We start from the raw sequence: 25,505 nt of genomic DNA on the forward strand, positions 1-25,505 counted from the left end.
TCACCCAATGCCGGGGATGAGGGAGATGAGCAGGTCGATGAGCTTGATGCCGATGAACGGGGCGATCAGGCCGCCGAGTCCGTAGAGGGCGAGGTTGCGCCGGAGCATCTTGTCGGCGCTGGTGGGCCGGTACCGGACGCCCTTGAGGGCGAGCGGCACCAGGGCGATGATCACGAGTGCGTTGAAGATGACGGCCGACAGGATCGCGGACTGCGGGGAGTGCAGGCCCATGATGTTGAGCTTGTCGAGACCCGGGTAGACCACGGCGAACATGGCCGGGATGATCGCGAAGTACTTGGCGACGTCGTTGGCGATGGAGAAGGTCGTCAGGGCGCCGCGCGTGATCAGCAGCTGCTTGCCGATCTCGACGATCTCGATGAGCTTGGTGGGGTTGGAGTCCAGGTCCACCATGTTCCCGGCCTCCTTGGCGGCCGAGGTGCCGGTGTTCATCGCCACGCCCACGTCCGCCTGCGCGAGCGCCGGGGCGTCGTTTGTACCGTCGCCGGTCATCGCGACGAGCTTGCCGCCCGCCTGCTCCCGCTTGATGAGGGCCATCTTGTCCTCGGGGGTGGCCTCCGCGAGGAAGTCGTCCACGCCCGCCTCTTCTGCGATGGCCCGGGCGGTGAGCGGGTTGTCACCCGTGATCATGACCGTCTTGATGCCCATGCGGCGCAGCTCGTCGAAGCGTTCGCGCATGCCCTCCTTGACGACGTCCTTGAGGTGGATGACACCGAGGACCCGGGCACCCTTCTCGTCCTCGACGGCGACGAGCAGCGGGGTGCCGCCGGCGGCGGAGATGGCGTCGGTGAGCAGCTGGGCGTCGGCGGCGACCCGCCCGCCCCGCTCCTCGACCCAGGCGACCACGGAACCGGCGGCCCCCTTGCGGACCTTGCGGCCGTCCACGTCCACGCCCGACATACGGGTCTGCGCGGTGAAGGCGATCCACTCGGCGTGCGCCAGCTCGCCCTGGTGGCGCTCGCGCAGGCCGTACGAGTCCTTCGCGAGGACCACGACGGAGCGGCCTTCGGGGGTCTCGTCGGCGAGCGAGGACAGCTGGGCGGCGTCGGCGAGTTCGGCCGCCGTCGTGCCCTTGACCGGGACGAACTCGGAGGCCTGGCGGTTGCCGAGGGTGATGGTGCCGGTCTTGTCGAGCAGCAGCGTCGACACGTCGCCGGCGGCCTCGACCGCGCGCCCGGACATGGCCAGCACGTTGCGCTGGACCAGGCGGTCCATGCCCGCGATGCCGATCGCGGAGAGCAGCGCGCCGATGGTGGTCGGGATCAGGCAGACCAGCAGCGCGGCCAGGACGATCATCGACTGCTTGGCGTGCGCGTAGATCGCGAACGGCTGGAGGGTGACGACGGCGAGCAGGAAGACGATGGTCAGCGAGGCCAGCAGGATGTTGAGGGCGATCTCGTTGGGGGTCTTCTGCCGCGCGGCGCCCTCGACCAGGTTGATCATGCGGTCGATGAAGGTCTCGCCGGGCTTCGTCGTGATCTTGATGACGATCCGGTCCGAGAGGACCTTGGTGCCGCCGGTGACGGCGGATCGGTCGCCGCCCGACTCCCGGATGACCGGGGCGGATTCACCGGTGATGGCGGACTCGTCGACGGACGCGACGCCTTCGACGACGTCACCGTCGCCGGGGATGATGTCGCCGGCCTCGCAGACGACCAGGTCGCCGATACGGAGCTCCGTGCCGGGCACCCGCTCCTCCGCCGGGCCGTTCAGCCGCCGGGCGACGGTGTCGGTCTTGGCCTTGCGCAGGGTGTCGGCCTGGGCCTTGCCGCGGCCCTCGGCCACGGCCTCCGCGAGGTTCGCGAAGATCGTGGTCAGCCACAGCCAGGCGGTGATCGCCCAGCCGAACCAGTCCGTCGGGTCGGCCATCGCCAGCAGGGTGGTCAGTACGGAACCGACCTCCACCACGAACATCACCGGGGACTTGACCATCACCCGGGGGTCGAGCTTGCGGACCGCGTCCGGGAAGGACCTGACCAGCTGCTTCGGGTCGAAGAGTCCGCCGCCGACCCGGCCCTGGCCGGGCTCCTCGTGGCCGGTCGGAGCGTCCTGGTGGGGCGCACGGGTGGGGGTGATGGTGCTCATGAGGCGAGCCCTTCGGCAAGCGGACCCAGCGCGAGGGCCGGGAAGTAGGTGAGACCGGTGACGATGATGATCGTGCCGACGAGCAGGCCGGTGAACAGCGGCTTCTCGGTGCGCAGGGTTCCCGCCGTGACGGGCACCGGCTGCTGCCCGGCCAGCGAGCCCGCCAGGGCGAGGACGAAGACCATGGGCAGGAAGCGGCCGAGGAGCATCGCCAGGCCGGTGGTCGTGTTGAACCACTGGGTGTCGGCGTTCAGGCCCGCGAAGGCGGAGCCGTTGTTGTTGCCGGCGGAGGTGTAGGCGTAGAGGACCTCCGAGAAGCCGTGCGCGCCGCCGTTCGCCATCGAGTGGACGGGGGTCGGCAGGGCCATCGCCACGGCCGTGAAGCCGAGGACCACCGCCGGGGTGATGAGGATGTAGCAGGCGGCGAGCTTGATCTCGCGGGTGCCGATCTTCTTGCCCAGGTACTCGGGGGTGCGGCCGACCATCAGGCCCGCGATGAACACCGCGATGATCGCCATGATCAGCATGCCGTAGAGGCCGGAGCCGACACCGCCGGGCGCGATCTCGCCCAGCTGCATGCCCAGCAGCTGGATACCGCCGCCCAGGCCCGTGTACGAGGAGTGGAAGGAGTTCACCGAGCCGGTCGAGGTCAGCGTCGTCGCGACCGAGAAGATCGCGGAGGCGCCGATGCCGAAGCGGGTCTCCTTGCCCTCCATCGCACCGCCCGCGGCCTGGAGCGCCGGGCCGTGGTGCGCGAACTCGGTCCACATCATCAGCGCGGTGAAGCCGAGCCAGATGGTGGCCATCGTCGCGAGGATCGCGTAGCCCTGCCTGACCGAGCCGGTCATCCGGCCGAAGGTGCGGGTCAGGGCGAAGGGGATCAGCAGGATCAGGAAGATCTCGAAGAGGTTCGAGAAGGGCGTCGGGTTCTCGAAGGGGTGCGCGGAGTTGGCGTTGAAGTAACCGCCACCGTTCGTGCCGAGCTCCTTGATGACCTCCTGCGAGGCCACCGCGCCGCCGTTCCACTGCTGGGTCCCGCCCGTGCTGTGCCCATTCAAAAACTGACCGACCTCGTGGATGCCGGAGAAGTTCTGGATGACCCCGCAGGCCACCAGGACCACCGCGCCGACCACCGCGAGGGGGATCAGGACGCGGAAGGTGCCGCGCACCAAGTCGGCCCAGAAGTTGCCGAGTTCGCCCGTACGGGCGCGCGCGAAGCCCCGTACGAGGGCCACCGCGACGGCCATGCCGACCGCCGCCGAGAGGAAGTTCTGCACGGCCAGGCCGCCGGTCTGCACGACGTGGCCCATGGCCTGTTCACCGGCGTACGACTGCCAGTTGGTGTTCGCCACGAACGACGCGGCGGTGTTGAAGGCCTGGTCCGGCTTGATCGAGGCGAAGCCGAGCGAGCCGGGCAGACTGCCCTGCAGGCGCAGGAGCAGGTAGAGGAAGAGGACGCTCACGGTCGAGAAGGCCAGGACCGAGCGCAGGTAGGCGGGCCAGCGCATCTCGGCGTCGGGGTTGGCGCCGATCGCCTTGTAGATCCACTTCTCGGGCTCGTAGTGCTTCTCCGAGGAGTAGACGCGGGCCATGTACTCGCCCAGCGGGCGGTAGGCGAGGGCCAGCGCGGCGACGAGCGCGAGCAGCTGGAGCACCCCGGCAAGAACGGGACTCATCGGGGCTCAGAACCTCTCCGGGTACACGAGGGCCAGGACGAGATAGCCCAGGAGGGAGACGGCGACCAGCAGACCGACGATGTTCTCGGCGTTCACAGCTTGGTCACCCCCTTGGCGACGAAGGCCACCAGCGCGAAGACCGCGATCGTGGTGACGACGAAGGCCAGATCGGCCATCGTGAGCTCCCGGAGGTGCGAGGGACGTGTTTCGGACACCTCCGAGTGGAACGCCCTTTTTCCCCGTCCACAGCCTCCCTTGACGACCCCCATACGCCCGGGATCCCGCCCTTGACGCATCCCTAACGCGGCAGCCCGTCGAGGAATCGCTGGGGTACGCACGGCTTCGTCCGGGTATATCCCCTGGGACAGCGCGACGACGCATCCCGGGCCGCGCCCCTGCCCCCCGGGGTGGCACCGTCGGAGGAGCGCAGGCCATGCACCGCACAGAGCTCACAGACGTCGCGACCCATGAGGCCAGGACCCTGTCCGTGTCCCTGTTCCGGAGGCTGGCCGAGCTGGAGGAGGGCAGCGCGGAGTACTCCTACGTCCGCAACACCCTCGTCGAGCTCAACCTCAGCCTGGTGAAGTACGCCGCCCGCCGCTTCCGTGGCCGCAGCGAGCCGATGGAGGACATCGTCCAGGTCGGCACGATCGGCCTGATCAAGGCCATCAACCGCTTCGATCCGGAGCGCGGGGTGGAATTCACCTCGTTCGCGATCCCGACGATCACCGGCGAGATCAAGCGGTTCTTCCGGGACACCAGCTGGGCCGTCAAGGTCCCGCGGCGGCTCCAGGAGCTGCGGATCGACACGGCGAAGGCGCACGACGTCCTGGAGCAGGAACTCGGCCGGGAGCCCACGGACGACGAGCTCTCCTTGCACCTGGAGGTCACGCCCGAGGAGCTGTCGGAGGGGCGGAAGGCGGCGTGCGCGTACTCCGCGCGCTCCCTGGACGCGCCGGCGCAGGAGGACGGCGGCGACCGGGAGACCTATGCCGAGCGGCCCTCGCTCGGCGAGGAGGAAGAGGCGTACGACCGCATCGAGTGCCTGGAGTCGCTCAAGCCGATGCTGGACGGGCTGAGCGAGCGGGAGCGGACGCTGCTCTCGCTGCGGTTCGGGCAGGAGCTGACACAGACCGAGATCGGCGACCGGCTGGGCCTGTCCCAGATGCACGTGTCCCGCCTGCTGAGCCGCACGCTGGCGCGGCTGCGCACCGGTCTGCTCACCGACGAGGCGGACGGCTCGGGGGACCCTGCGGAGCCGGCGGCCCGGGCGGGCCAGGCGGGCCAGGCGGGCCAGGCGGAGCCGACGGCGGCTGCGGATGCCGGGCCGGCACCTCCAGCCAGACCGTCTTGCCGGGCAGGCCGTCCCCGGAAGGCGTCGACCCCCAGCTCCGCGCGAGCCGTTCCAGCACGATCAGCCCGTGCCCTCCCGGCAGCGCGCGGTCGCCGGGCCCCCGTCGGCGCGGGTGCTCCGGACTCCCGTCGCTGACCTCGACGCGCAGCCGCTCGGGGGTGTGCCGCAGAACCAGTTCGCGGGGGCCGCCCGCGTGCAGGCAGGCGTTGGTCACCACCTCGGAGACCAGCAGCAGTACGTCGTCCACGGCCTCGGGCCACCCGGCCCGGCCCGCCCACTGCCAGTCCGCGAGTGCCCGCCGGGTGAAGTCCCGGCACCGGCCCACGACCCCGGTCGTGGCACCGCCGAGGACCAGCCGCCGCGTCTGCTCGGTCACAGGGCCTCCCGCCTCCTCCCGCCGAAGAGGCCCATCCTAGGGCGCCGACCGCCACTCAACCCTTTCTGAAGTTTCACATCTCGGAAATCAGTTTCCACCATGCGATAATTTAAGATCCAATCCGCTCGACAGCACCCCAGGACCCCAGGAGGAGAGCAATGGCCGAGAGCCGCGTCGCCCTGATCACCGGTTCCTCTTCCGGAATCGGTGCCGCCATCGCCCGCAGACTGAGCGCCGAGGGCATCCGCGTCGTGATCAACTCGGCCCGCAGCGAAAGCGCGGGGAGGGCGCTGGCCGCCGACCTGCCGGGAGCGGTGTACGTCCAGGGGGACGTCGCCGACGCGGCGGACGCGCGACGGATCGTGCGGAGCGCCGTCGACGTCCACGGCCGGCTGGACATCCTGGTGAACAACGCGGGCGTCACCCGCTTCATCCCGCTGGACGACCTGGAGGCCGCCGACGCCGAGGCCTGGCGCGAGATCCTCGACGTCAACGTCGTCGGCGCCTGGCAGATGATCACCGCCGCCGCGCCCCACCTGCGGAAGTCCGGCGAGGCCTCGATCGTCAACATCTCCTCGGTCTCCGCCACCCGCGCGCTGGGCAGCTCCATCCCGTACGCCGTCAGCAAGGCCGCGCTCAACCACATGACCCGCCTGCTCGCCTCCCAGCTCGGCCCGGCCGTCCGCGTCAACGCCGTGGCGCCCGGGCTCATCGACACCCCGTGGTACGAGGACGCCGAGCAGGTCTGGGAGAGCTCCCGTGACTGGATCACCGAGAACACCCCGCTGCGCCGCGTCGGCACCCCCGAGGACGTCGCCGAGGCCACCCTTTACCTGGTCAACGCCGCGTACACGACCGGCGACGTCCTGACCGTCGACGGCGGGCGCCACATCGTCTGAGTCCGGCATGCGGGATGCGCCCCGAAGGCACCCCCGGATCCACATCCCGGACAACTACCCTCGACGCATGAATGCAGAGTCCGACGCCCTCGCCGCGGCAAAAAGCGCCGTGAAAGAAGCCGACCGGAAGCACGTCTTCCACTCCTGGTCGGCGCAGGAGCTCATCGACCCGCTCGCCGTGGCCGGGGCCGAGGGCTCGTACTTCTGGGACTACGAGGGCAACCGCTACCTCGACTTCTCCAGCGCGCTCGTCTACACCAACATCGGCTACCAGCACCCCAAGGTCGCCGCGGCCATCGCCGAGCAGGCCGTCAAGCTGTGTACGGTCGCGCCCGGCTTCGCCGTGGACGCCCGCTCCGAGGCGGCCCGGCTGATCGCCGAGCGCACCCCCGGCGACCTGGACAAGATCTTCTTCACCAACGCCGGGGCCGAGGCCGTCGAGAACGCCGTACGGATGGCCCGGCTGCACACCGGCCGGCCCAAGGTGCTGTCCGCGTACCGCTCCTACCACGGCGCCACCTCCACCGCGATCAACCTGACCGGTGACGCCCGCCGCTTCGGCAACGACTCGGCGACCGCCGGCGTCGTGCACTTCTGGGGGCCCTTCGCCTACCGCTCGCCCTTCTACGCGGCGACGCCGGCCGAGGAGTGCGAGCGCGCCCTGCGCCACCTCGAGGACACCATCGTCTTCGAGGGCCCGCAGTCCATCGCCGCGATCATCCTGGAGACCGTCGGCGGCGCCCCGGGCGTGCTCGTGCACCCGGACGGCTACCTCGCCGGCGTGCGCGCGCTCTGCGACCGCTACGGCATCGTCTTCATCCTCGACGAGGTCATGGTCGGCTTCGGGCGCACCGGCACCTGGTTCGCCTCCGAGAACTGGGACGTCACCCCCGACCTGCTCTGCTTCGCCAAGGGCGTGACCAGCGGATACGTGCCGCTCGGCGGGGTCGCCATCTCCGCCGCCATCGCCGAGACCTTCGCCCGCCGCCCCTACCCGGGCGGGCTGACGTACTCCGGGCACGTGCTGGCCTGCGCGGCCGCCGTCGCCACGATCAGCGTCATGGAGGAGGAGGGCATCGTCGAGCAGTCCGCCCGCACCGGCGCCGAGCTGCTGGGCCCCGGGCTGCGCGCGCTCGCCGAGCGGCACCCCTCGATCGGGGAGGTCCGGGGTCTGGGCACCTTCTGGGCCCTGGAACTCGTACGGGACCGCGAGACGCGCGAGCCGCTGGTTCCGTACAACGCCGCCGGGGCGGACAACGCGCCGATGGCCGCCTTCGGCGCCGCCTGCAAGAAGGGCGGGCTGTGGCCGCTGCTCGCCGGGAACCGCATCCACGTCGCGCCCCCCTGCAACATCGCGGCCGACGACGTCGCCAAGGGGCTGGAGATCCTCGACGAGGCCCTCTCGGTGGCGGACGCGCACATGGCCTGACCTGTGCAGATGGAGGGTCGCCCAAGCCGTGGGTGCCTGTCTTGGATGTTCCGCGCCATTACGAACACCACGTGAACATGCTGAAATCCGACAGAGCACCTACGGACCGGGATGCACGTCAGTCCCGGGGCGGTCCTCCGTGACCGAACGGCGGGGAGCGGGCCGACCGCTGGACGCCGGGCGTACGGGATCCAGCCAGTCGGACTCCGTGTACCCGAAGGAAGACAGCCATGAGCAAGCACGTCCTGGCGCAGAACCAGTACGGCAAGGCCGAGAACCGGATCGTCAAGGTCACCCGCAAGGGCAACGACGGTTCGTGGCACGAGATCCGCGACCTCAACGTCTCGGTCGCTCTCCGCGGTGAGTTCCGCGACGTCCACCTCACCGGCGACAACACCAACTGCCTGCCGACCGACACCACCAAGAACACGGTGTACGCCTTCGGCAAGGAGCACGGCATCGCCTCCCCCGAGGCCTTCGGCATCCTGCTCGCCAAGCACTTCGTCTCCTCGCAGCAGCCGATCCGCGAAGCGCAGATCCGCATCGAGGAGTACGCCTGGGAGCGCATCCCGGTCCCGACGCGCAAGGAGCAGCACTCCTTCGTCCGCAAGGGCCAGGAGGTGCGCACCGCGCAGATCACCTACAGCGAGACGACCGGCCTCCAGGTCATCTCGGGTCTGAAGGACCTGACCGTGATGAACTCGACGAACTCCGAGTTCCACGGCTACATCAAGGACAAGTACACGACCCTCCAGGAGGCGTACGACCGCATCCTGGCGACCAAGGTCACCGCGCGCTGGGCGCACTCGGCGCTGGCCGCCGACGACGCCGACTACGACTGGGACCAGTCGTACAAGAAGGTCCGCAAGAACATGCTGGAGGCCTTCGCGGAGACGTACTCGTACTCCCTCCAGCAGACCCTGAACCAGATGGCCGAGCGGGTGCTCGACAACTGCCCCAAGGTCAACGAGGTACGCCTCAACCTCCCCAACAAGCACCACTTCCTCGTCGACCTGGAGCCCTTCGGCCTCAAGAACGACAACGAGGTCTACTTCGCGGCGGACCGCATGTACGGCCTGATCGAGGGCACCATCCACCGTGACGGCGTGCAGCCGGTGATCGCGACCTCCGACTGGATCGTCGCGTAACACCCCGCCGCCGCAACCCGGTTCGGCCCGGACCGCGTCGCGGGGTCCGGGCCGTTCTGCTGCTTACTCCCGCTGCCCCACGAGCAGGTTCCAACGGCCCGAGCGCCCGGTGAGGGTGGTGACCGACTCCGGCCTGACGTCGAGGCGCCAGAAGGCCGCCGCGGGCAGTTCCAGCGCGTGCACCACGGCCGCCCGTACGACGGCCTGCTCGACCTCGGCCCGGTGGGTGGCCGCCGCCAGCCCGTCCAGTTCCGCCCCGACGCGGGCGATCAGCGCCTCCACCGACTCCCCGCCGGGCGGCGCGTAGCGCGGATCCGTCAACCAGGCGTGCACGGCGGCCGGATCGGCCCCGGCGACCTCGTCCAGGGTCCGGCCCGCCCACTCCCCCGCGTCCAGGCCGCGGAAGCCCTCGTATCCCGGGCACGGCTCCCCGTGGCCGAAGCGGGCGGCGCGGTTTTCCGCGTCCAACGGGAGTCTCACGAGTCGGACTCGTACCGAGGAGGTCTTCATAAGGGGAGCGTAAGCGCGGTACGGTCTCGGACGACATAACTACATGACGACGGTACGACGGAAGCATCGGTGAGAATCCGGCACGGTCGCGCCACTGTGAACCCTCCCGGAAGGGGGAGGCAAGTCAGACCCGCCACCGTCGTCGCGAGCACCACTGACCGGGACGCGTGTTCCCTCTGGAGGTTCCTGCCATGGCCCACTCCGCCGTGCCCGCTTCGGCCCCTGCCGTCGCACCGATTTCGCTCTCCGCGCTCGCCCCCTGGGCGGCCTTCGTCGCCGTCCTCATGCTCGTCCTGCTGTACTTCGTCGGCATCGAACAGGGTGCCACCGCGGTCTTCCAGGGCGAGAACGTCCACGAGTGGCTGCACGACGGCCGCCACCTCCTCGGCTTCCCCTGCCACTGAGCCCGTACCTGTCTCGGCAAGGGATCCACAACGTGAACACTCTCTCCCCACGCGTCCTGCTGGTGCGGGGCATGCTCGCCGGCCTGCTGGCCGGCGTGGCCGCCTTCCTCGTCGCGTACCTCCTCGGTGAGTCCAAGGTGGACGCGGCGATCGCCATCGAGGAGGCCGGCCACATCGCGGCCGGCCACGACCACGGCGCAGAGGACGCCCCGGTCAGCCGGGCCCTCCAGGCCACGGCCGGCCTCGGCACGGGCGTCCTGCTGTACGGGGTCGCGCTCGGCGGCATCGCCGCGCTCGTCTTCTGCTTCGCCCTGGGCCGCATCGGCCGCTTCGGCCCGCGGGCCACGGCCGCGCTGGTCACCGGGGGTCTGTTCGTCACCGTCACGCTGGTGCCGTTCTTCAAGTACCCCGCCAATCCGCCGGCCGTCGGAGACCCCGACACGGCCGCCCGGCGGACCGCCCTCTACCTCCTGATGATCGCTCTGAGCGCGCTGCTCGCGGCGGGCGCGCTGATCCTGGGCCGCAGGCTGGCCCCGAAGCTCGGCAACTGGAACGCGTCGATCGCCGGCGGTGCGTTCTTCGTCCTGGCCGTCGGGATCGCGTACGCGGTCCTGCCCGGCATCAACGAGGTCCCGGAGGACTTCCCGGCCGCGCTGATCTGGTCGTTCCGCCTCGCGTCCCTGGCCATCCAGGCCGCGCTGTGGACGACTTTCGGCCTCGCCTTCGGTCATCTAGCCGAACGCGCCCTTGTGCCGGCCGCCGCGCCCAAGGAGGCTGTTCAGCCGACCAGTTGATGAAGAGGGGGCCGGTGGTACATGCCCACGGCGATACGGGAATGGCGCGGCTGGACGGGCGCGGCCCCGTTCTGGCTGAGCTCGTTCCTGCTGCTCCTGGCCCCCTTCACCGCGATCACGCTGTTCGGCCAGATCGGCGTGATCGCGGCCTTCGCCGCCCTCGGCGGCCTGGCCCGGCACCTCTGGTCCGGCGACTACGGCCACCCGGCCGTCCACCTCGCCGCCGCCCTGATGGGCGCGACGGCGGCGGCCCTGATCGCGGTGTGACGCCGGCGACCGACCTCCGCATCTCACCCGTTCGGGCGTAGCCGTCCCCACCCCCGGTCCGTGCCGGGCGGACCGCTGTCAGCTGCGAAGACGGCCGGATTATGTGACGACACGCCCGTGACGCTTCGTCAGTCCTGCGTGTTTCACGGAGTGCGGGCGGGCAGAGGAGGTGTCCACTGCTCACATGACCCGGCCGCACGAGCCGGACAGGAGGGAATCCCATGCCTCGCGCCTCGGGGGAAGCGCCCAGCGGTGTCTGGGGGAAGGTGGCCGCCGTCGTGACGGTGGTTCTGCTGGCCACCGGCATCGGTGCGCTGCTCCGTACCGAGGGGGCCAAGCCCGTGGCCTCGGCCACGGACGACGCGCTGCCCTCGCGGGCACTGGGGCTGTCCGACCACCGCCGTCTCGTGCGGCAGCTGGAGGAGTCCGGCGAGCACCGCCCCGGGCAGGGCGCCCGCTCGCCCAGGACGGCCGCCGGTCCGCTGCGCGGGGTCACGCAGCCGCTCCGGGCCGCGCCGCCGTTGCGGTTGCGCATCCCGAGCCTGGGCATCGACGTACCGCTGGCGGCCGGCGGCCACGAGGAGGCCTCCTGGGACGCGGGCAGTCCGGCGCCGGGCACGGCCGGCACCGCCGTGATCAGCGGATCAGGGCTGCAGCTGGCCGGGCTCCAGCGGGGCCGGACCATCGAGGTCCCGCGCGCGGACAGCCGTACCGCCGTGTTCACCGTCATCCGGATCTCACCCGGCGAGGCCACGGGCCGCGAGGACCGGGCCGGGCGGGCCCAACTGCGGCTGATCGGCGGCGAAACCGCCGTGCTCGCCCGGCTGACGGGACAGCGGCGCGGTCGCTGAGCCGTCAGTCCTGGGGGGTGTCTTCGTCCCCCGGTCGGGGGCTTCTCGTGGTCCGTGCGGGAGTCGCCCGGCGAAGCGGGGCACACCCCTCGCATGAGCGGGAGGCATCGCGCACGGACGGCACTGACCAGGGCCCTGACGGTGGCCTGCGTCGTGCTGCTCTGCGTGTTCGGTGCCGGTCCGGCGGCCGCGACGGCCGCCGAGTCCCGGCCCTCCTCCACCGCGCCCGCCGAACCGACCGAGGGGCAGAACGACCCCGGCCCCGCCGATCCCGAGGTACGGGCCGCCGTACGGACGGTCCTGCGCGGGGTACTGCCGGGCACGCGGCGGACACCGCTCCCGGTGTTTCACGTGAAACAGGCGGCCCCGGTGGAGCGCACGCCCCCGTGGGAGACGGCCGAACCGCCGCTGTCCCTGCGGACGGTGCGGAGTGTGGTCCTGCGCTGCTGAGAAGGCCGAGCAGCGCAGACCCCCCACACCCCCCTCGATCACCGTGAGGTTCCGCCATGCCCATCGACCCGTACGCCGCCCTGAACGCCATGCTCCGCGCCGAGGCCGCCCGCTTCACCCCGCCGGTCCGCCAGGCCGATCCGGCGGAGGCCGCCGAGTCCGAGAGCGAGCCACAGAAGACCGCGAGCCAGACCGCGAGCCCGGCTCCCGCGGACTCGGCCGCGTAACCGGAGCGCTCCGGACGTGAAAGGCACCGGTTCCCGCGCCCCTCGGCAACGGAGAGTGGTCATGTGAGGTTCGACCACGGGGCTCGGGAACCGGCGCCACCGCCAGTCTCCGCCGGGCGGCCACCCGGCCGCCTCAGGCAGAGGTACCGACTCGGCCCGGCCGAAAGTACGGCCGGGCCGGGGCGAAGGTCCGGGCTCGGGGGCGCCGCCTCAGTCCTCGCGGGTGTAGTAGCGGTAGAACGCCACCCCGCCGACGCCGAGAGCCACGAAGAAGCCGATCACGGTCGCCTTGAGCACGGACGAGTTGGTGAGGCTGTGCAGGTAGCCGACGGCGACGCCGGCGAAGACGCCGTAGGCCGTGGCGTGCAGCTCCCGCTTCATCCGCGGGCCGATGCGGGCCAGGGCGAACATGCAGGCGGCGAACAGCGCGCCGCACAGGATCCCGTAGAAGACGTTCCCGGCGTCGACGGGGCCCATCTGGCGCTTGATGAAGGCGGCCCAGACCCCGTAGACGAGTCCCATCAGCAGGGGCCTGGTGTAGGCGCTCCTGCTCAGGTGGGTCATGTCCGCCATCTGCCGGTGCTGCCGCCGCGGGGCGGTGGGTGCCGCATGTGCCATGACGGGCTCCTCTCTCCCATCATCCAGGGCACACCCGCCACCTCCGGGCGGCAAGTGGATCACCCGCGTACGGCAACCGCGTCAATCTCGAAGAGCATGTCGGGCAGGGCGAGGGCGGCCACGCCGATCAGGGTCTGCGCGGGCAGCTCGGTGCCCCAGGTGGCGTGCAGCTGCTTGAGGAGGACCTCCAGCTTCCGCCGGTCGTGGCCGACGATGTACGTGCCGATCCGGACGACGTCGGAGGGCCCGAGGCCGACGGCCGCGAGCGCGGTGCGGAGGTTGGCGAAGGCCTGCTCGACCTGCTCGGCGAAGTCCTCGGAGACGACGTGGCCGCTCTCGTCGGAGCCGTACTGGCCGGCTATGAAGACCTGCTCCCCGGGGGCGGAGACGATGTGGCTGTAGCCGTAGTCGGTCGGCGTGTGGAGTCCTGCCGGATTGATGATGCTGCGCGTCATGCCGAGCTCCCTGGTTCCGTGTCCGTACGTGGGGTCTAGCGGGTGGCGAGCCAGGCGCGGAGCCGTTCCGGGGCCTCGGGGGCCTGCCGTTCGGCCTGCTGCCGGATCTCGTCGAGGTTCTGTTCCGCGAGGGCCCTGCGCCAGGCCAGTTCGGCCCGGCCCATGGCGTGCGCGATGGCGCACTCGGGACCCCCGGTGGTCTTCGGCCCTGCGCCCGGGCCCTGTTGCCGGATCTCCGCGCACCGGAAGGCCTCCTCGGGCCCCTCGACGGCGGCGACCACGTCCATGAGCGAGATGTCGGTGAGCGGGCGGGCCAGCCGGAAGCCGCCGCGCGGGCCCGGGGTGGAGGTGACGATGCCCTCCCGGGCCAAGGCCTGGAGCTGCTTGTTGAGGTAGGCCGGGGGCAGTTCGTGCCACGCGGCCAGCCGGGCCGCCGACACGGCCCGCTCCGGTCCGATCCAGGCCAGGTTGACGCAGCTGTGCAGCGCCCACTCGACGCCCTCGCTCATCTTCATAACCTGGATATTAAATGTCCAGAATCAGGAAGGCAAGGCCGACACACCACCCGTCACCCTCCCCCGCCACCCGCCCGCACCAACACCGCTGGCGCGGGGCCCCGCCCCGGCATTCCCTGGTGACGTGCGCACCATCCTGTCGGCGGTACTCATCGCGCTCGTGGCCCTGCTGGTGCCCGCGAGCGCCGTCGCGTACTGGGCCGACCGCGAGCTGGGCGACGCCGACCGCTACACCGCCGCCATGTCCCCCCTCGCCAGCAACCCGGCCGTCCAGGGCGTCGTCGTCACCCAGGTCGGCCGCGCCCTCTCCGACCAGATCGACGCCGGTCCCTTCCAGATCGGGGTGGACGCCCTGCTCGACGAGGCCCTGCACTCCTTCGCCGGCACCCCCGCCTACCGCACCGCCTGGGACGCGGCCAACCGCGCCGCCCACGCCGCCTTCCTCGACGCGCTCACCACCGGCCACGGCGACGCCCTCACCATCGACCTCGCCCCCGTCATCGACCAGGTCAAGGGGGAACTCGTGGCCGACGGCGTGCCCTTCGCCGATCGCATCCCGGTGACCCACTTCTCCGTCAAGGTCATGGAGTACGACAACCTCGGCGCGCTCCGGGAGGGGTTCCGCATGCTCCAGGTCGCCGGTATCTGGCTCCCCGTACTGACCGTGCTCCTGGCTGCGGCGGCCATCGCGGTCGCCGTCCACCGGCGGCGCGCCGTCATGGCCACGGGGCTGGGACTCGCGATCGGGGCCGGACTGCTGTGGATCGCCGTGGACGTGTGCCGCCGGCTCGCCCTCGACGATCTGCCCGCCGACATCGACCGGCGGGCCGCCGGGGCCGTCTACGACGCCCTCACCTCGTTCCTGCGCACCACCGCCTGGGTGGTGCTGGCCATCGGGCTCGCCGCCGCGCTCGGCGCCTGGCTGATGGGCCGACTGCGCCGCACCCCATAAGCTCGGAAGGTACCAACGCACGCAGAACGACGCAGAAGAGCCCAGAAGAACCGATTCGCAAACGGCGGCACGGAAGCGGAATGAGCACCGAACAGATACCGTCCGGGCGAACCAGGCACCATCCACTGGCGCCACCCGCCTGGCTGCTCCAGGGACTGCGGCCGAGCACCGCGCCGATCCCCTGGGCCGCCGCGATGCGCGCGGCGGTGGCACTGGCCGCGCCCCTCGCCATCGGATTCGCCCTGGACGAGCCGGAGTACGGCGCGCTCTTCTCCATGGGCACCCTCTCCGGGGTCATCGGCGACACCGCCGACGCCTACCGGATGCGGATCCTGAACATCGCCGTCCCCCAGCTCTTCGGCGCCGTCGGTGTCGCGCTGGGCACCCTCGTCTTCGGGCACGGCTGGCTCGCCGTCGGCGCCCTCACCCTCATCGCCCTCGTCTCCGGGATGATCTCCTCCATCGGCACGGTCGCCTCCGCGTCCGGGCTGGTGTTCCTCCTCAACGCCGTGGTCGGCGCCGGACTCCCGCTGCCCCGCCCCTGGTGGACGGCCCCCCTGCTGCTGACCGCGGGCGGGCTGTTCGTACTCGTCCTCACCCTGCTCGGCTGGCCGCTGCGCGGCCGCCGGCCCGAGCGCGCCGCCGTCGCCGCCACCTACCGGGCCCTGGCCGACGCCCTGGAGGCCGCCGGGCGACCCGCGGCCACCGCCGGCTACGAGGAGCGCCGGCTCCAGGTCACCCAGGCCCTGAACCACGCCTACGACCTCGTGCTCGGCCGCCGGGCCCGGGTGCACGGCCGCAGCCCCTCCCTGGTGCGGATGCTGGCCCAGCTCAACGTGGTGATCCCGCTCGTGGAGGCCGCGCCCGCCGCGCACCTTCGCGGCCGGCCGCTGGCACCGGAGATCCCGGCGGCCGTACGGGACCTGGCGGTCGCCGTCGAGGAGGGCCGCACCGGCACCCCCGTCCTGGACCTGCCCGCACCGCAGACCCCGGCCGAGCGGGCCGTCGACTCGGCCCTGCGGCACGCGGCGACCATCGTGCACCTCGCCGAACCCGACCCGTACAACGTCGACGACCGGCTCGGCCGGCCCGCCGCCCTGCGGGTCCGCGCCCGGCGCGCGGTGCGGGACATGATGATGTCCGGGGCCTCCTGGCGGTACGGGCTGCGCCTCGCCCTGTGCATCGGCCTGGCCCAGTCCCTCGTCTCCCTCATCGAGGTCGAACGGTCCTACTGGGTCGCGCTGACCGTCACCTTCGTCCTCAAGCCGGACTTCGGCTCGGTGTTCTCCCGGGCCGTACTGCGCGCGCTCGGCACCGCGGCCGGGCTGGTCATCGCCGCCGCGGTGCTGTCCGAGGTCCCGCGCGGCTGGTGGGACGTACCGGTGATGATGGTCCTGGCGGCCCTGATCCCCGCCTTCTCCGCCAAGGGTTACGCCTTCCAGACCGCGGCGATCACCCCGGTCATCCTGCTCCTCTCGGACCTGCTCAACCACCAGGGCTTCGACCTGATCCGCCCCCGGCTGCTGGACAGCCTCATCGGCTGCGCGATCACCCTGGTCGCGGGCTACCTGCTGTGGCCCGAGAGCTGGCACACACGGATCGGGGACCGGCTCGCGGACACCGTGGACGACGCCGCCCGGTACGTGGAGCGGGCTTTCGCCCCGGTCGCGGACGAAGCCGCGCTGCGGGCCGCCCGCCAGTCCCGTCTCCAGGCCCGGCGCCGCATCTATCGCGACCTCTCGGGGGTCCGCAGCGAGTTCCAACGGGCGCTGACCGAACCCCCGCCGACCGGCACCCGCGCCGCCGCGTGGTGGCCGCTGGTGGTCGCCGTCGAGCGGATCGTGGACGCGACCACCGCCGCCCGCGTCCGCGTCAACCACGGCGCGCCCCCGCCCTCTCCTGCGGAGGTCGCCGCCCTCACGGCCCAGCTCCACACCCTCGCGACGGCGGTCCGCACCAACACCACCCCCGCCGGCGCCCCGGTGCCTCCCTCCTCCCCGACCTCGGAGGTCCTCTCCCCCCTCCACCAGGAGGTAGCAGCAGCCCAAGCCTTGACCCACCCAGCCTGACCGTATGCCGCTGCCCGGAGCCGGTCCCCTACCCGCCCGGTTCCCCGGACTCCGCCAGGACCCGTCAAAGACCCGGGGCTCCGCCCCGTACCCCGCGCCTCAATCGCCGGCGAGGCTGCATTTGCCCGGCCAGGGCTGAAATGTGCCTGGTGGCGTGAGGGTCGGAACGCTACGGCCGGGGTCGGGGACGGGGTGGGGTGTCGGCCGGGACTAAAACGAGATGAATTCGGCGCGTTGTGCCGTCCGGCAGAGCAGACGCGGAAAGGGCGCCGAACATCGAAGCCCGTCCCGGACGACACCCCCCCCCCGGCCCCGACCCCCACGAAGCCCCCGCCATGGCCCGGCCCCCGCGAAGCCCCCGCCAAGGGACCGGCCAAGCCCCGGCCAGGAGACGGGCCCCGACCCCCACGAAGCCCCCGCCGGGACGCCCGCGAGCCCCGCCAAGGGAACGGCCGTCCCCCGGATGGCCCCGCCCTCGCGCCCCCGCGGCGCCGGCGGGAGAGCATCGGGGCATGCGCATGCGCAGCCCCCGGCCCCTCGCCGGAACCGCCCTCGCCGTCATGCTCGCGGCAGCGCCCGGCTGCGCCGACGTCCAAGGCCTCCGCAGCCAAGGCGACCTCGGCACCGTCCACGCCCCCCAGACCCTGTGGAAGGACATCCGCCCCGCCCCGCCCGACCCCGGCCAGAAACCCGGCACGGCCACCGTCGTCCCGGGCCTCCCCAAGGTCGCCAACCTCAGCATGCGCGGCGTCCGCGCCGTCGACGTCGTCCGCGCCGACGTCACCGCCGCCCTCGCCCAGGACGCCGGCACCGGCCGCCTCGTCGACCCCCGCGCCCTCCAGCGGCTCGCGCTCTGCACACAGGCTGTGGACGGCGGCCCCGACTGCCCGGTGCGCCCCGGCGTCCTGCACGACCTGACCGGCAACGGCCGCGAGGAGCTGATCACCGCCCTCGACATCGACGGCCGCCTCAGCGAGCTGCGCGTCTACACCGTCCAGGACGACGGATCCATCGCCCGGGTCCTGTCCCGCCGCGGGGTCCTGGAGGGCGTGGAGGTGGCCGCCGAGCACCTCGCGGTCCGCGAGCCCACGTCCAACCCCAAGTACGTCGCCGTCTCCGACTACGTCTGGGACCCGCAGGCCAGGATCATGGCCCTCTCCCAACTCACCCTGGACGAGTGCCCCGCCCTCTCGGACGCCTCCGCGACCGCGCACGGACCACGATGCGCGCGCTGAGCAGCCTGCGCTGGAAGATCGCCCTGACCACCACGACGGTGTGCTGTGCGGTCGCCGCCGCCCTGGGGATCCTCGTGCACAACGTGGTCTCCCGGCAGATCGTCGGAGAGGTCCGCAGCAAGGTGACCACCGAACTCGACCACGCCCTCGGCCACTACGAGTACGGCACCGCGCACGGCGACGTGAACATCGCGATCGACCCGCCCGACCTCCCCCGCCCCCTGCGCGACCTGGTCGCCCGCGGCGACACCGGCAGCATGGTCGGCGAGCACGACGACGAGCCCGTCATGTGGGCCGCCGCCCCCGCCGACAGGACGGCCCTCGCGGTCTGGGTCCCGTACGAGAACACCCGCGACCGGCTCCGGGACATCGACACCGCGATCCTCGCCTCCTCGGCGCTCGCGGCCGGAGTGGTGGCGCTGGCGGGCCTGTTCCTCGCCAACCGGATCAGCCGGCGGCTCGCGACCACGGCCGCCGTGGCCCGCCGGATCAGCGCCGGGGACCTGGACGCCCGGGTGGACTTCCCGGCGGACGGGGACACCGACGACACACGGCCCGCCCGTTCCCGGGACGAGGTACGGGACGTGGCGCACGCACTGGACTCGATGGCCCGGTCGCTCCAGGACCGGCTGGAGGCCGAGAAGCGCTTCACCGCGGATGTCGCACACGAGCTGCGCACACCGCTCACGGGCTCGCTGGCCGCGGCCGCGCTGCTGCCGGAGGGCCGCCCCAAGGAGATGATCAAAGACCGACTCAATGCCCTGCACCTGCTGACCGAGGACCTGCTGGAGATCTCCCGGCTGGACTCGGGCGTCGAACGGGCCGACCTGGCGCCGGTGGAGCTCGGCCGGGCCGTGCGGCGGGCGGTCGCCGGGACCGGGCTGGCCGCCGAGGTCACGGTGGTCCGGGACACGACGGTGCTCACCGACCGGCGCCGGCTGGACCGGATCCTGGCCAACCTGCTGGCCAACGCGCACAAGCACGGGCGGCCGCCCGTCGAGGTGACCGTGGAGGGCCCGGTGGTCGTGGTCCGCGACCACGGACCCGGCTATCCGCCCGAGCTGATCGAGCACGGCCCGCAGCGGTTCCGCACCGGCGATCCGGGCCGCGGGCGCGGCCACGGTCTGGGGCTGACGATCGTGGCCGGCCAGGCGGCGGTGCTGGAGGTCGCGCTGGGCTTGGCCAACGCCCCCGACGGGGGCACGGTCACCACTCTCCGGCTCCCCGTCGGCAGGCTCCCGGAGGGGAATTGACCGCATCCGACGGATAGGACGCCCGAGGGGCATGTTTCACGTGAAACATGCCCCTCGGGTCGGCTTCGGCTCGGCTTCGGGTCAACTGGTCCGGTCAGACACCGATGTTGCGGCCGTCCTTGCGCCAGACGGACACGACCGCCGGGCGGACGATCTTGCCGGGGCCGTCGGGCCACACCGACTGCGGCTTCTCGACGGACGCGCCGTCGATCTCGCCCGGGTGCTGGACGGCGACCAGGACGCGCTTGTCCTGGATCAGCGGGCCGCAGGTCTCGGCACCGCGCGGCACGGTCAGGAACTGCTTCAGCTCACCACGGCGCTCACCGGCGGTCGCGACACCGAACAGGCCGTCGTGGGAGCCGAGCTGGTTGCCGTCCGTGGAGATCCACAGGTTGCCGTGCGAGTCGAAGGCCACGTTGTCCGGGCAGGAGATCGGGCTGACCTTGTCCTTCGGGAAGCCCGCGAAGTAGGTCGACGGGTCGTTCGGGTCACCGGCGACGAGGAAGAGCCGCCAGGCGAAGCCGTCACCGGCCGGGTCGTCGAAGTTCTCGGCGAGCTCCAGGATCTGGCCGTGCTTGTTCAGGTTGCGCGGGTTGGCCTCGTCCGCTCCGGCCTTGCCGGCTTTGCCGCGGTCGGTGTTGTTGGTCAGCGCGATGTAGACGCGGCCGGTGCGCGGGGAGGGCTCGATGTCCTCGGGACGGTCCATCTTGGTGGCGCCCACCTTGTCGGCGGCCTGGCGCGTGAAGACGTACACCTCCTCGGCGGTCATCCCCTCGACGTGCGAGACGTTGCCGGACGGCGAGGCGGTGGCCAGCTTGATCCACACGCCGGAGCCGTCGAACTGGCCGTCGGAGGGGAGCTTGCCGGAGCCGTCGATCTCGGCGGCCGGGGAGTCACCGGTGAGCTTGGCGACGTAGAGGGTGCCCTCGTCGAGCAGCGTGAGGTTGTGCTCCTTCGCCGCGCGCGAGTTGCCCTTCTTCATCTGCTTCGAGGAGACGAACTTGTAGAAGTAGTCGAAACGCTCGTCGTCGCCCATGTAGACGACGGGGCGGCCGTCCTCGGTCATGCGCGGCTGGGCGCCCTCGTGCTTGAAGCGGCCGAGCGCGGTGCGCTTGCGCGGGGTGGAGTTCGGGTCGTACGGGTCGAGCTCGACGACCCAGCCGAAGCGGTTGACCTCGTTGGGCTCCTGCGTGACGTCGAAGCGCTTGTCGAACCGCTCCCACTTGCGCTCGGTCTCGCCGGTGGTCACGCCGTAGCGCTTCAGGCGGGCGGCCTGGACCGGGTCGGTGACCTTGCCGGCGTTGGCGAAGTACTGGTTGATGTTCTCCTCGCCGTGGAGGGTGGTGCCCCACGGGGTGGTGCCGCCGGAGCAGTTGTTGAGCGTGCCGAGGACCTTGGTGCCGGTCGCGTCGGCCGAGGTCTTCAGCAGGGCGCTGCCCGCGGCCGGGCCGGTCAGCTTGAACTCGCTGGTGGCGGTGAGGCGGCGGTTGAGCTGGTGGCGGGTGACGGCGGTCAGCTTGCCGCTGCGGTGGTCCTCCTGGACCACGACGACACCGAGGCCGTGCGCGGCCCAGGCGATCTCGACCTGCTCGCGGGTCGGGTTGGCCGGGTCGTAGCCCTTGAACATCAGGACCTCGTCCGTGTACTCGTGGTTGGCCACGAGCAGCTGCTGGCGCTCGTAGTCGCCGCCGAGCGGGAGGAGGCTCAGGAAGTCGTTGTTGTAGCCGAACTGACCGGCCTGCGCGGCGGCGGTCTGCTTGTCGGAGTTGAAGGCCGGGGCACCCTTGAGGATCGGGTCGCCCCAGCGGATGACCACGTTCTGGTCGTGGCCCTCGGGGATCGTGACCCTGTCGTCGGTGTTCGGCGCGACGGGCTTGAAGCGCAGACCGCGGGCGGCCTCGCCGCTCTTGCCCGCACCGGCGGCCTCGGCCTCGCCGGCGGGGGTGGCGTTCGCGGTCTGGCCGGGGCCGCTGAGGGCGACGGCGGTACCGGCGGCGGTGGCGACCGTCACGACGGCGGCGGTACGCAGCATCGCGCGGCGGGAGTAGGCGCGGGCTATGACATCGCCCGCGTACTCGTTGTCGCTGGTGTTCGGCACCTCGTGGAAGCAGGCGTCGCCACAGCGGTAGCGGCAGGTGAGAGCGGAACGGCCGCTCCCATGCGGGTTGCCGATGAGCGGCAGGAGCTTGCGCACGAGTTTCCTCCGAGTAGCTGCATGAGCGCCGACAACGTGTCGGAATCGATCCAGCGCGACGGTAGGGGCGGGTTGCGCCGAAGCGGCGGCGGAAGGATGAACGCACGATGAACCCGGCACGTCGGGGCGGCAGTTCGGGGGGCGCCACGGCTGTGCCGGTGGGCCGGACGCCACGAAAGGCGCCCCTGCCGAAGTTCCAGCCGGGCGGCCGATAACCTTACGTGTCCACTCTGGGCAGGGATCATCCGCGCAGCACGGACAAATGACGCACGCACTCATGCGAAAGGCCTGGCCCATGGGTATTCGGAGCTTGTTGCGCAAGGTGTTCGGACGGGGTGCGGAACCCGTTCCGGAGACGACGGACGCCCCTTCTGCGGCCCTCCCGAGCCAGACGGAACGGACCCCGCTGGACGCGGCGGCCGAGCTGGTGGCGGCGTCCTTCGACAACCCCACCGTTCCGCCGCAGTCCGCCCCGCGGGACCGCGAACCCGGCACCGTCCTCACGGCCCCGGCCCCCGACCCGGCCCCGGCCCAGTCCCCGGACCCCACGGTGCCGGAAGCCCGCCGCCCCGTTCCGGCGACCCCCGCCCCGGACACCACCCCTCCCGCGGCGGACGCCGAGCCGGTACCGGTGGCCCCCGAGGCGGAGCCGGAGCTCGCGCCGGAGGCGCAGGTCGAGGCCGTCGAGGCCGAGGTCGCCGCCCCGGCGGCGGAGGCGCCGGCCGAGCCGGCGGCCGCCGAAGCGGAGCCCGACACCGCACCGGAGGCACAGGAAGAGGCCGAGCCCCTGACCCCCGTAGCGGCCGAAGCCCAGGACACCCCCGAGGCGGAGGCCCCGGCCGAACCCGTGGCCGCAGCCGCGGAAGCCCCCGCGCCGGAGACGCAGGAAGAAGCCGAGGCCGAGGCGGAGGTCGTGGCCGCGGAGGTCGAGGCCGAGGCGGAGGTCGCCGTCGAGCCCGTGCCCGTGCCAGTCGCGGTCGAGGCCGAAGCCGAGGCCGAGCCCGCCGAGGCGGAGCCGGTGGCCGCCGAGCCGGAGGCCGAGGCCGGGCCCGCGCACGCGCTGGCAGGCGTGAAGCGACGCGCGCCAGGTCTGGCCGGGGCGTACAAGGCCGCCGGGCAGGTGCTGCGCGGCAAGGGCAAGGCCGGCGCGCGCGCCAAGGTGTACCTCGTACTGGACCGGTCCGGTTCGATGCGCGGGTTCTACAAGGACGGCAGTGCCCAGCACCTCGCCGACCACGCCCTCGCCCTCGCCGCGCACCTCGACGAGGAGGCGACCGTGCACACGGTCTTCTTCTCCACCGAGCTGGACGGCACCGCCGAGCTGACCCTGGACGACCACGAGGGCTGGGTCGAGGCCCGCCACGCCGAGCTCGGCCGCATGGGGCGCACCAGCTACCACGTGGCCGTCGAGGCCGTCGTCGAGCGCTACCAGAAGGACGGCGGCGAGGGCCCGGCCCTGGTCGTCTTCCAGACGGACGGCGCCCCCGACAACCGCCAGCCGGCCCGCCAGGCCATCGCCGACGCGGCCACCGCCGCCCCCGGCATCCACTGGCAGTTCGTCGCCTTCGGCGACCACGACTCCAAGGCCTTCGACTTCCTGCGCAAGCTGGACGCCGAGAACGCCGGGTTCTTCCACGCCGGCCCCGCCCCCGCGGAGCTGACCTCGGCCGCCCTCCTCAAGGGCATCCTCGAGCGGTTCTGACCGTACGTACGGAGGAAGGGCCCGGGATCCTCGATCCCGGGCCCTTCCTCACGACCGGCTACCCAGCGGCAGCGTTACCGCGCGGCGTCCGGGTGGACGGCCTCGGCGATCGGCTTCGCGTCCGCCGGCTTCGTCTCCACCGGCTTGCGCAGCGCGATGTTCAGCTCCCGCAGGCGGGTCTCCTCCAGCACCGTCGGCGCGCCCATCATCAGGTCCTGCGCGTTGCCGTTCAGCGGGAAGGCGATCGTCTCGCGGATGTTCGGCTCGTCGGCGAGCAGCATGACCATGCGGTCGACGCCCGGGGCGATGCCACCGTGCGGCGGGGCGCCGAGGCGGAACGCGCGCAGCATGCCCGCGAACTCCCGCTCGACGGTCTCGGCCTCGTAGCCCGCGATCTCGAAGGCCTTCAGCATGACCTCGGGCTCGTGGTTGCGGATGGCACCCGACGACAGCTCGATGCCGTTGCAGACGATGTCGTACTGCCACGCCAGGATGTCGAGCGGGTCCTTCTCCTCCAGGTCCTTCATGCCGCCCTGGGGCATGGAGAAGGGGTTGTGGGAGAAGTCGATCTTGCCGGTCTCCTCGTCCTTCTCGTACATCGGGAAGTCGACGATCCAGCAGAAGCGGAAGACGTTCTCCTCGAACTGGCCGGCGCGCTTGGCGGCCTCGACCCGGACCGGGCCCATGATCTTGGAGACCTCGTCGAACTCGCCCGCGCCGAAGAACACGGCGTGGCCGGGGACCAGGCCCAGGCGCTCGGTGAGGACCTTGACGTTCTCCTCGGTGAGGAACTTGGCGATCGGGCCGGTCAGCGAACCGTCCTCGCCGACGCGGACCCAGGCCAGGCCCTTGGCGCCCAGCGAGATCGCGTACTCGCCGAGGCCGTCGAAGAACTTGCGCGGCTGCGCGGCGGTGTCCGGGACGGCCAGGGCACGCACGTGCTTGCCGGCGAACGCCTTGAACTCCGAGCCCTCGAAGACGTCGGTGATGTCGACGAGCTCCAGCTTGGCGCGCAGGTCGGGCTTGTCGTTGCCGTACTTCAGCATCGACTCGCGGAACGGGATCCGCGGGAAGGGGGAGGTGACCGGGCGGCCGTTGCCGAACTCGGTGAAGAGCTCGGTCATCAGGCGCTCGATGGGCTGGAAGACGTCCTCCTGCTCGACGAAGGACATCTCCACGTCGAGCTGGTAGAACTCGCCCGGCGAGCGGTCGGCGCGGGCGTCCTCGTCGCGGAAGCAGGGCGCGATCTGGAAGTACCGGTCGAAGCCGGAGATCATGAGCAGCTGCTTGAACTGCTGCGGGGCCTGCGGCAGGGCGTAGAACTTGCCCGGGTTCAGGCGGGACGGGACGACGAAGTCACGGGCGCCCTCGGGAGAGGTCGCGGTGAGGATCGGGGTCGCCATCTCGTTGAAGCCGAGGGCCACCATCTTCGAGCGGATCGAGGCGATCACGGCCGAGCGCAGCATGATGTTGCGGTGCATGCGCTCGCGGCGCAGGTCGAGGAAGCGGTACTCCAGGCGCCGCTCCTCGTTCACACCGTCGTCGGTGTTGATGGTGAAGGGCAGCGGGGCGGCCGCGCCGAGCACCTCGACCTCGGCGGCCTCGATCTCGATCTCGCCGGTGGGCAGCTCGGGGTTGATGTTCTCGGCGCCGCGCGAGACGACCTTGCCGTCGACCCGGACCACGGTCTCCTTGGAGAGCTTGTCCAGGGCCTCGGCGGCGGGGGTGCCGGGGCGGGCGACCAGCTGCGTGATGCCGTAGTGGTCGCGCAGATCGATGAAGAGGATGCCGCCCAGGTCTCGACGATTGTGCAGCCAGCCGCTCAGCCGGACGTCGGTGCCGACGTCAGAGGCGCGGAGCTCGCCGCAGGTGTGGGACCTGTACCGATGCATCAGTCATCCAGTTCTTCGCGATACCAGGGTGGATTCAACCCTTGCAAGGTTACCGTCCGAGCGGGACAGGTCGCGGGCGCGCCCGGTGGGGCCGCCGAACAGGCACGTCGGTCGGATGACCTGTAAAGATGA

At 71.6% G+C, this 25,505-nt stretch carries 25 protein-coding genes and 1 pseudogene; 15 read left to right on the forward strand and 11 right to left on the reverse strand.

All coding sequences use genetic code 11. The features are described from left to right. From kdpB to ACGFYU_RS09795, 4 genes are read right to left on the reverse strand one after another with little or no spacing between them, the layout of a single operon-like run. The gene (gene kdpB / locus ACGFYU_RS09780) at window positions 1–2,103 is read right to left on the reverse strand and encodes a potassium-transporting ATPase subunit KdpB (protein ID WP_393826732.1); all 2,103 of its coding nucleotides are present in this window, start codon (window positions 2,101–2,103) and stop codon (window positions 1–3) included. Beyond that, window positions 2,100–3,779: a potassium-transporting ATPase subunit KdpA gene (gene kdpA / locus ACGFYU_RS09785; protein ID WP_393826733.1), complete on the reverse strand. Its 1,680-nt coding sequence runs from the start codon at window positions 3,777–3,779 to the stop codon at window positions 2,100–2,102. The genes kdpB and kdpA overlap by 4 nt, the downstream gene beginning before the upstream one ends. 6 nt (window positions 3,780–3,785) lie before the next feature. Further along, on the reverse strand, window positions 3,786–3,875 hold the full coding sequence (gene kdpF / locus ACGFYU_RS09790; protein WP_328619610.1) for a K(+)-transporting ATPase subunit F: 90 nt from the start codon (window positions 3,873–3,875) through the stop codon (window positions 3,786–3,788). Continuing rightward, entirely contained in the window at window positions 3,872–3,994 is a 123-nt protein-coding gene (locus ACGFYU_RS09795) for a hypothetical protein (protein ID WP_393826734.1), read from the reverse strand. Before ACGFYU_RS09795 ends, kdpF begins: the two co-directional genes overlap by 4 nt. A 218-nt stretch (window positions 3,995–4,212) precedes the next feature. Here ACGFYU_RS09795 and ACGFYU_RS09800 point away from each other — a divergent pair. Beyond that, a pseudogene (locus tag ACGFYU_RS09800) lies at window positions 4,213–5,010 on the forward strand (SigB/SigF/SigG family RNA polymerase sigma factor); the annotation flags it as partial. Here ACGFYU_RS09800 and ACGFYU_RS09805 read toward each other — a convergent pair. Continuing rightward, window positions 5,000–5,509 carry an ATP-binding protein gene (locus tag ACGFYU_RS09805; RefSeq protein ID WP_393826735.1) on the reverse strand — a complete coding sequence of 170 codons (510 nt, stop codon included), beginning with the start codon at window positions 5,507–5,509 and terminating at the stop codon, window positions 5,000–5,002. The pseudogene ACGFYU_RS09800 and the gene ACGFYU_RS09805 sit on opposite strands and share 11 nt — an antisense overlap. A 158-nt stretch (window positions 5,510–5,667) precedes the next feature. Between ACGFYU_RS09805 and ACGFYU_RS09810 the strand changes: the two genes are divergently transcribed. From ACGFYU_RS09810 to pucL, 3 genes are all read left to right on the forward strand, one after another. Further along, window positions 5,668–6,408 (forward strand): SDR family NAD(P)-dependent oxidoreductase, encoded by a 741-nt coding sequence (locus ACGFYU_RS09810; RefSeq protein WP_393826736.1) that lies wholly within the window; start codon window positions 5,668–5,670, stop codon window positions 6,406–6,408. A 67-nt stretch (window positions 6,409–6,475) separates the two neighbouring features. Next, window positions 6,476–7,837: an aspartate aminotransferase family protein gene (locus tag ACGFYU_RS09815; RefSeq protein ID WP_393826737.1), complete on the forward strand. Its 1,362-nt coding sequence runs from the start codon at window positions 6,476–6,478 to the stop codon at window positions 7,835–7,837. Window positions 7,838–8,067: 230 nt separating this feature from the next. Beyond that, complete coding sequence (gene pucL / locus ACGFYU_RS09820) at window positions 8,068–8,985, forward strand: factor-independent urate hydroxylase (protein ID WP_393826738.1); 918 nt, start codon at window positions 8,068–8,070, stop codon at window positions 8,983–8,985. A gap of 63 nt (window positions 8,986–9,048) precedes the next feature. Here the strand turns inward: pucL and ACGFYU_RS09825 are convergent, their stop codons facing one another. Beyond that, complete coding sequence (locus tag ACGFYU_RS09825; protein ID WP_393826739.1) at window positions 9,049–9,465, reverse strand: histidine phosphatase family protein; 417 nt, start codon at window positions 9,463–9,465, stop codon at window positions 9,049–9,051. 221 nt (window positions 9,466–9,686) lie between these two features. Here ACGFYU_RS09825 and ACGFYU_RS09830 point away from each other — a divergent pair, with 221 nt between their 5' ends. From ACGFYU_RS09830 to ACGFYU_RS09855, 6 genes are all read left to right on the forward strand, one after another. Next, window positions 9,687–9,899, forward strand: a complete 213-nt coding sequence (locus ACGFYU_RS09830) for a CbtB-domain containing protein (protein WP_215015957.1) — start codon at window positions 9,687–9,689, stop codon at window positions 9,897–9,899. Between the two features lie 32 nt (window positions 9,900–9,931). Then, entirely contained in the window at window positions 9,932–10,693 is a 762-nt protein-coding gene (locus ACGFYU_RS09835; RefSeq protein WP_393826740.1) for a CbtA family protein, read from the forward strand. A gap of 21 nt (window positions 10,694–10,714) precedes the next feature. After that, window positions 10,715–10,960: a hypothetical protein gene (locus tag ACGFYU_RS09840; RefSeq protein ID WP_393826741.1), complete on the forward strand. Its 246-nt coding sequence runs from the start codon at window positions 10,715–10,717 to the stop codon at window positions 10,958–10,960. Window positions 10,961–11,181: 221 nt separating this feature from the next. Continuing rightward, on the forward strand, window positions 11,182–11,811 hold the full coding sequence (locus ACGFYU_RS09845; RefSeq protein ID WP_393826742.1) for a hypothetical protein: 630 nt from the start codon (window positions 11,182–11,184) through the stop codon (window positions 11,809–11,811). Window positions 11,812–11,904: 93 nt separating this feature from the next. Then, the gene (locus ACGFYU_RS09850) at window positions 11,905–12,261 is read left to right on the forward strand and encodes a hypothetical protein (RefSeq protein ID WP_393826743.1); all 357 of its coding nucleotides are present in this window, start codon (window positions 11,905–11,907) and stop codon (window positions 12,259–12,261) included. Between the two features lie 56 nt (window positions 12,262–12,317). After that, a complete protein-coding gene (locus tag ACGFYU_RS09855) occupies window positions 12,318–12,488 on the forward strand; it encodes a hypothetical protein (protein ID WP_393826744.1) in 171 nt (56 codons plus the stop codon). Window positions 12,489–12,698: 210 nt separating this feature from the next. Here ACGFYU_RS09855 and ACGFYU_RS09860 read toward each other — a convergent pair whose 3' ends face one another. Genes ACGFYU_RS09860 through ACGFYU_RS09870 form a run of 3 tightly spaced genes read right to left on the reverse strand, consistent with a single transcriptional unit; the run spans window position 12,699 to window position 14,070 of the window. Continuing rightward, window positions 12,699–13,106 (reverse strand): hypothetical protein, encoded by a 408-nt coding sequence (locus ACGFYU_RS09860; RefSeq protein ID WP_393826745.1) that lies wholly within the window; start codon window positions 13,104–13,106, stop codon window positions 12,699–12,701. Window positions 13,107–13,165: 59 nt separating this feature from the next. Further along, window positions 13,166–13,561 carry a RidA family protein gene (locus ACGFYU_RS09865; protein ID WP_393826746.1) on the reverse strand — a complete coding sequence of 132 codons (396 nt, stop codon included), beginning with the start codon at window positions 13,559–13,561 and terminating at the stop codon, window positions 13,166–13,168. 35 nt (window positions 13,562–13,596) lie between these two features. Continuing rightward, a complete protein-coding gene (locus ACGFYU_RS09870) occupies window positions 13,597–14,070 on the reverse strand; it encodes an RrF2 family transcriptional regulator (protein ID WP_393826788.1) in 474 nt (157 codons plus the stop codon). A gap of 130 nt (window positions 14,071–14,200) precedes the next feature. On the opposite strand from ACGFYU_RS09870, the gene ACGFYU_RS09875 reads away from it, so the two are divergent. The 4 genes from ACGFYU_RS09875 (at window position 14,201) to ACGFYU_RS09890 (ending at window position 19,585) form a co-directional block, all read left to right on the forward strand. Further along, window positions 14,201–15,028, forward strand: coding sequence for a hypothetical protein (locus tag ACGFYU_RS09875; protein WP_393826747.1), 828 nt, complete (start codon window positions 14,201–14,203; stop codon window positions 15,026–15,028). A gap of 80 nt (window positions 15,029–15,108) precedes the next feature. Beyond that, window positions 15,109–17,097 (forward strand): FUSC family protein, encoded by a 1,989-nt coding sequence (locus tag ACGFYU_RS09880; protein WP_393826748.1) that lies wholly within the window; start codon window positions 15,109–15,111, stop codon window positions 17,095–17,097. A 512-nt stretch (window positions 17,098–17,609) separates the two neighbouring features. Then, window positions 17,610–18,332: a hypothetical protein gene (locus tag ACGFYU_RS09885; protein ID WP_393826749.1), complete on the forward strand. Its 723-nt coding sequence runs from the start codon at window positions 17,610–17,612 to the stop codon at window positions 18,330–18,332. Next, window positions 18,320–19,585: a sensor histidine kinase gene (locus tag ACGFYU_RS09890; RefSeq protein WP_393826789.1), complete on the forward strand. Its 1,266-nt coding sequence runs from the start codon at window positions 18,320–18,322 to the stop codon at window positions 19,583–19,585. The genes ACGFYU_RS09885 and ACGFYU_RS09890 overlap by 13 nt, the downstream gene beginning before the upstream one ends. A gap of 94 nt (window positions 19,586–19,679) precedes the next feature. On the opposite strand, the gene ACGFYU_RS09895 is transcribed toward ACGFYU_RS09890, so the two are convergent. After that, window positions 19,680–21,779 carry a PhoX family protein gene (locus ACGFYU_RS09895; RefSeq protein ID WP_393826750.1) on the reverse strand — a complete coding sequence of 700 codons (2,100 nt, stop codon included), beginning with the start codon at window positions 21,777–21,779 and terminating at the stop codon, window positions 19,680–19,682. Between the two features lie 295 nt (window positions 21,780–22,074). Here ACGFYU_RS09895 and ACGFYU_RS09900 point away from each other — a divergent pair, with 295 nt between their 5' ends. Beyond that, on the forward strand, window positions 22,075–23,481 hold the full coding sequence (locus tag ACGFYU_RS09900; protein WP_393826751.1) for a VWA domain-containing protein: 1,407 nt from the start codon (window positions 22,075–22,077) through the stop codon (window positions 23,479–23,481). Between the two features lie 74 nt (window positions 23,482–23,555). Here the strand turns inward: ACGFYU_RS09900 and aspS are convergent, their stop codons facing one another. Beyond that, window positions 23,556–25,373, reverse strand: a complete 1,818-nt coding sequence (gene aspS / locus ACGFYU_RS09905; RefSeq protein ID WP_393826752.1) for an aspartate--tRNA ligase — start codon at window positions 25,371–25,373, stop codon at window positions 23,556–23,558. Window positions 25,374–25,505: the final 132 nt, after the last annotated feature.

Source organism: Streptomyces sp. NPDC048337 (assembly GCF_043201175.1).
GTDB lineage: Bacteria > Actinomycetota > Actinomycetes > Streptomycetales > Streptomycetaceae > Streptomyces.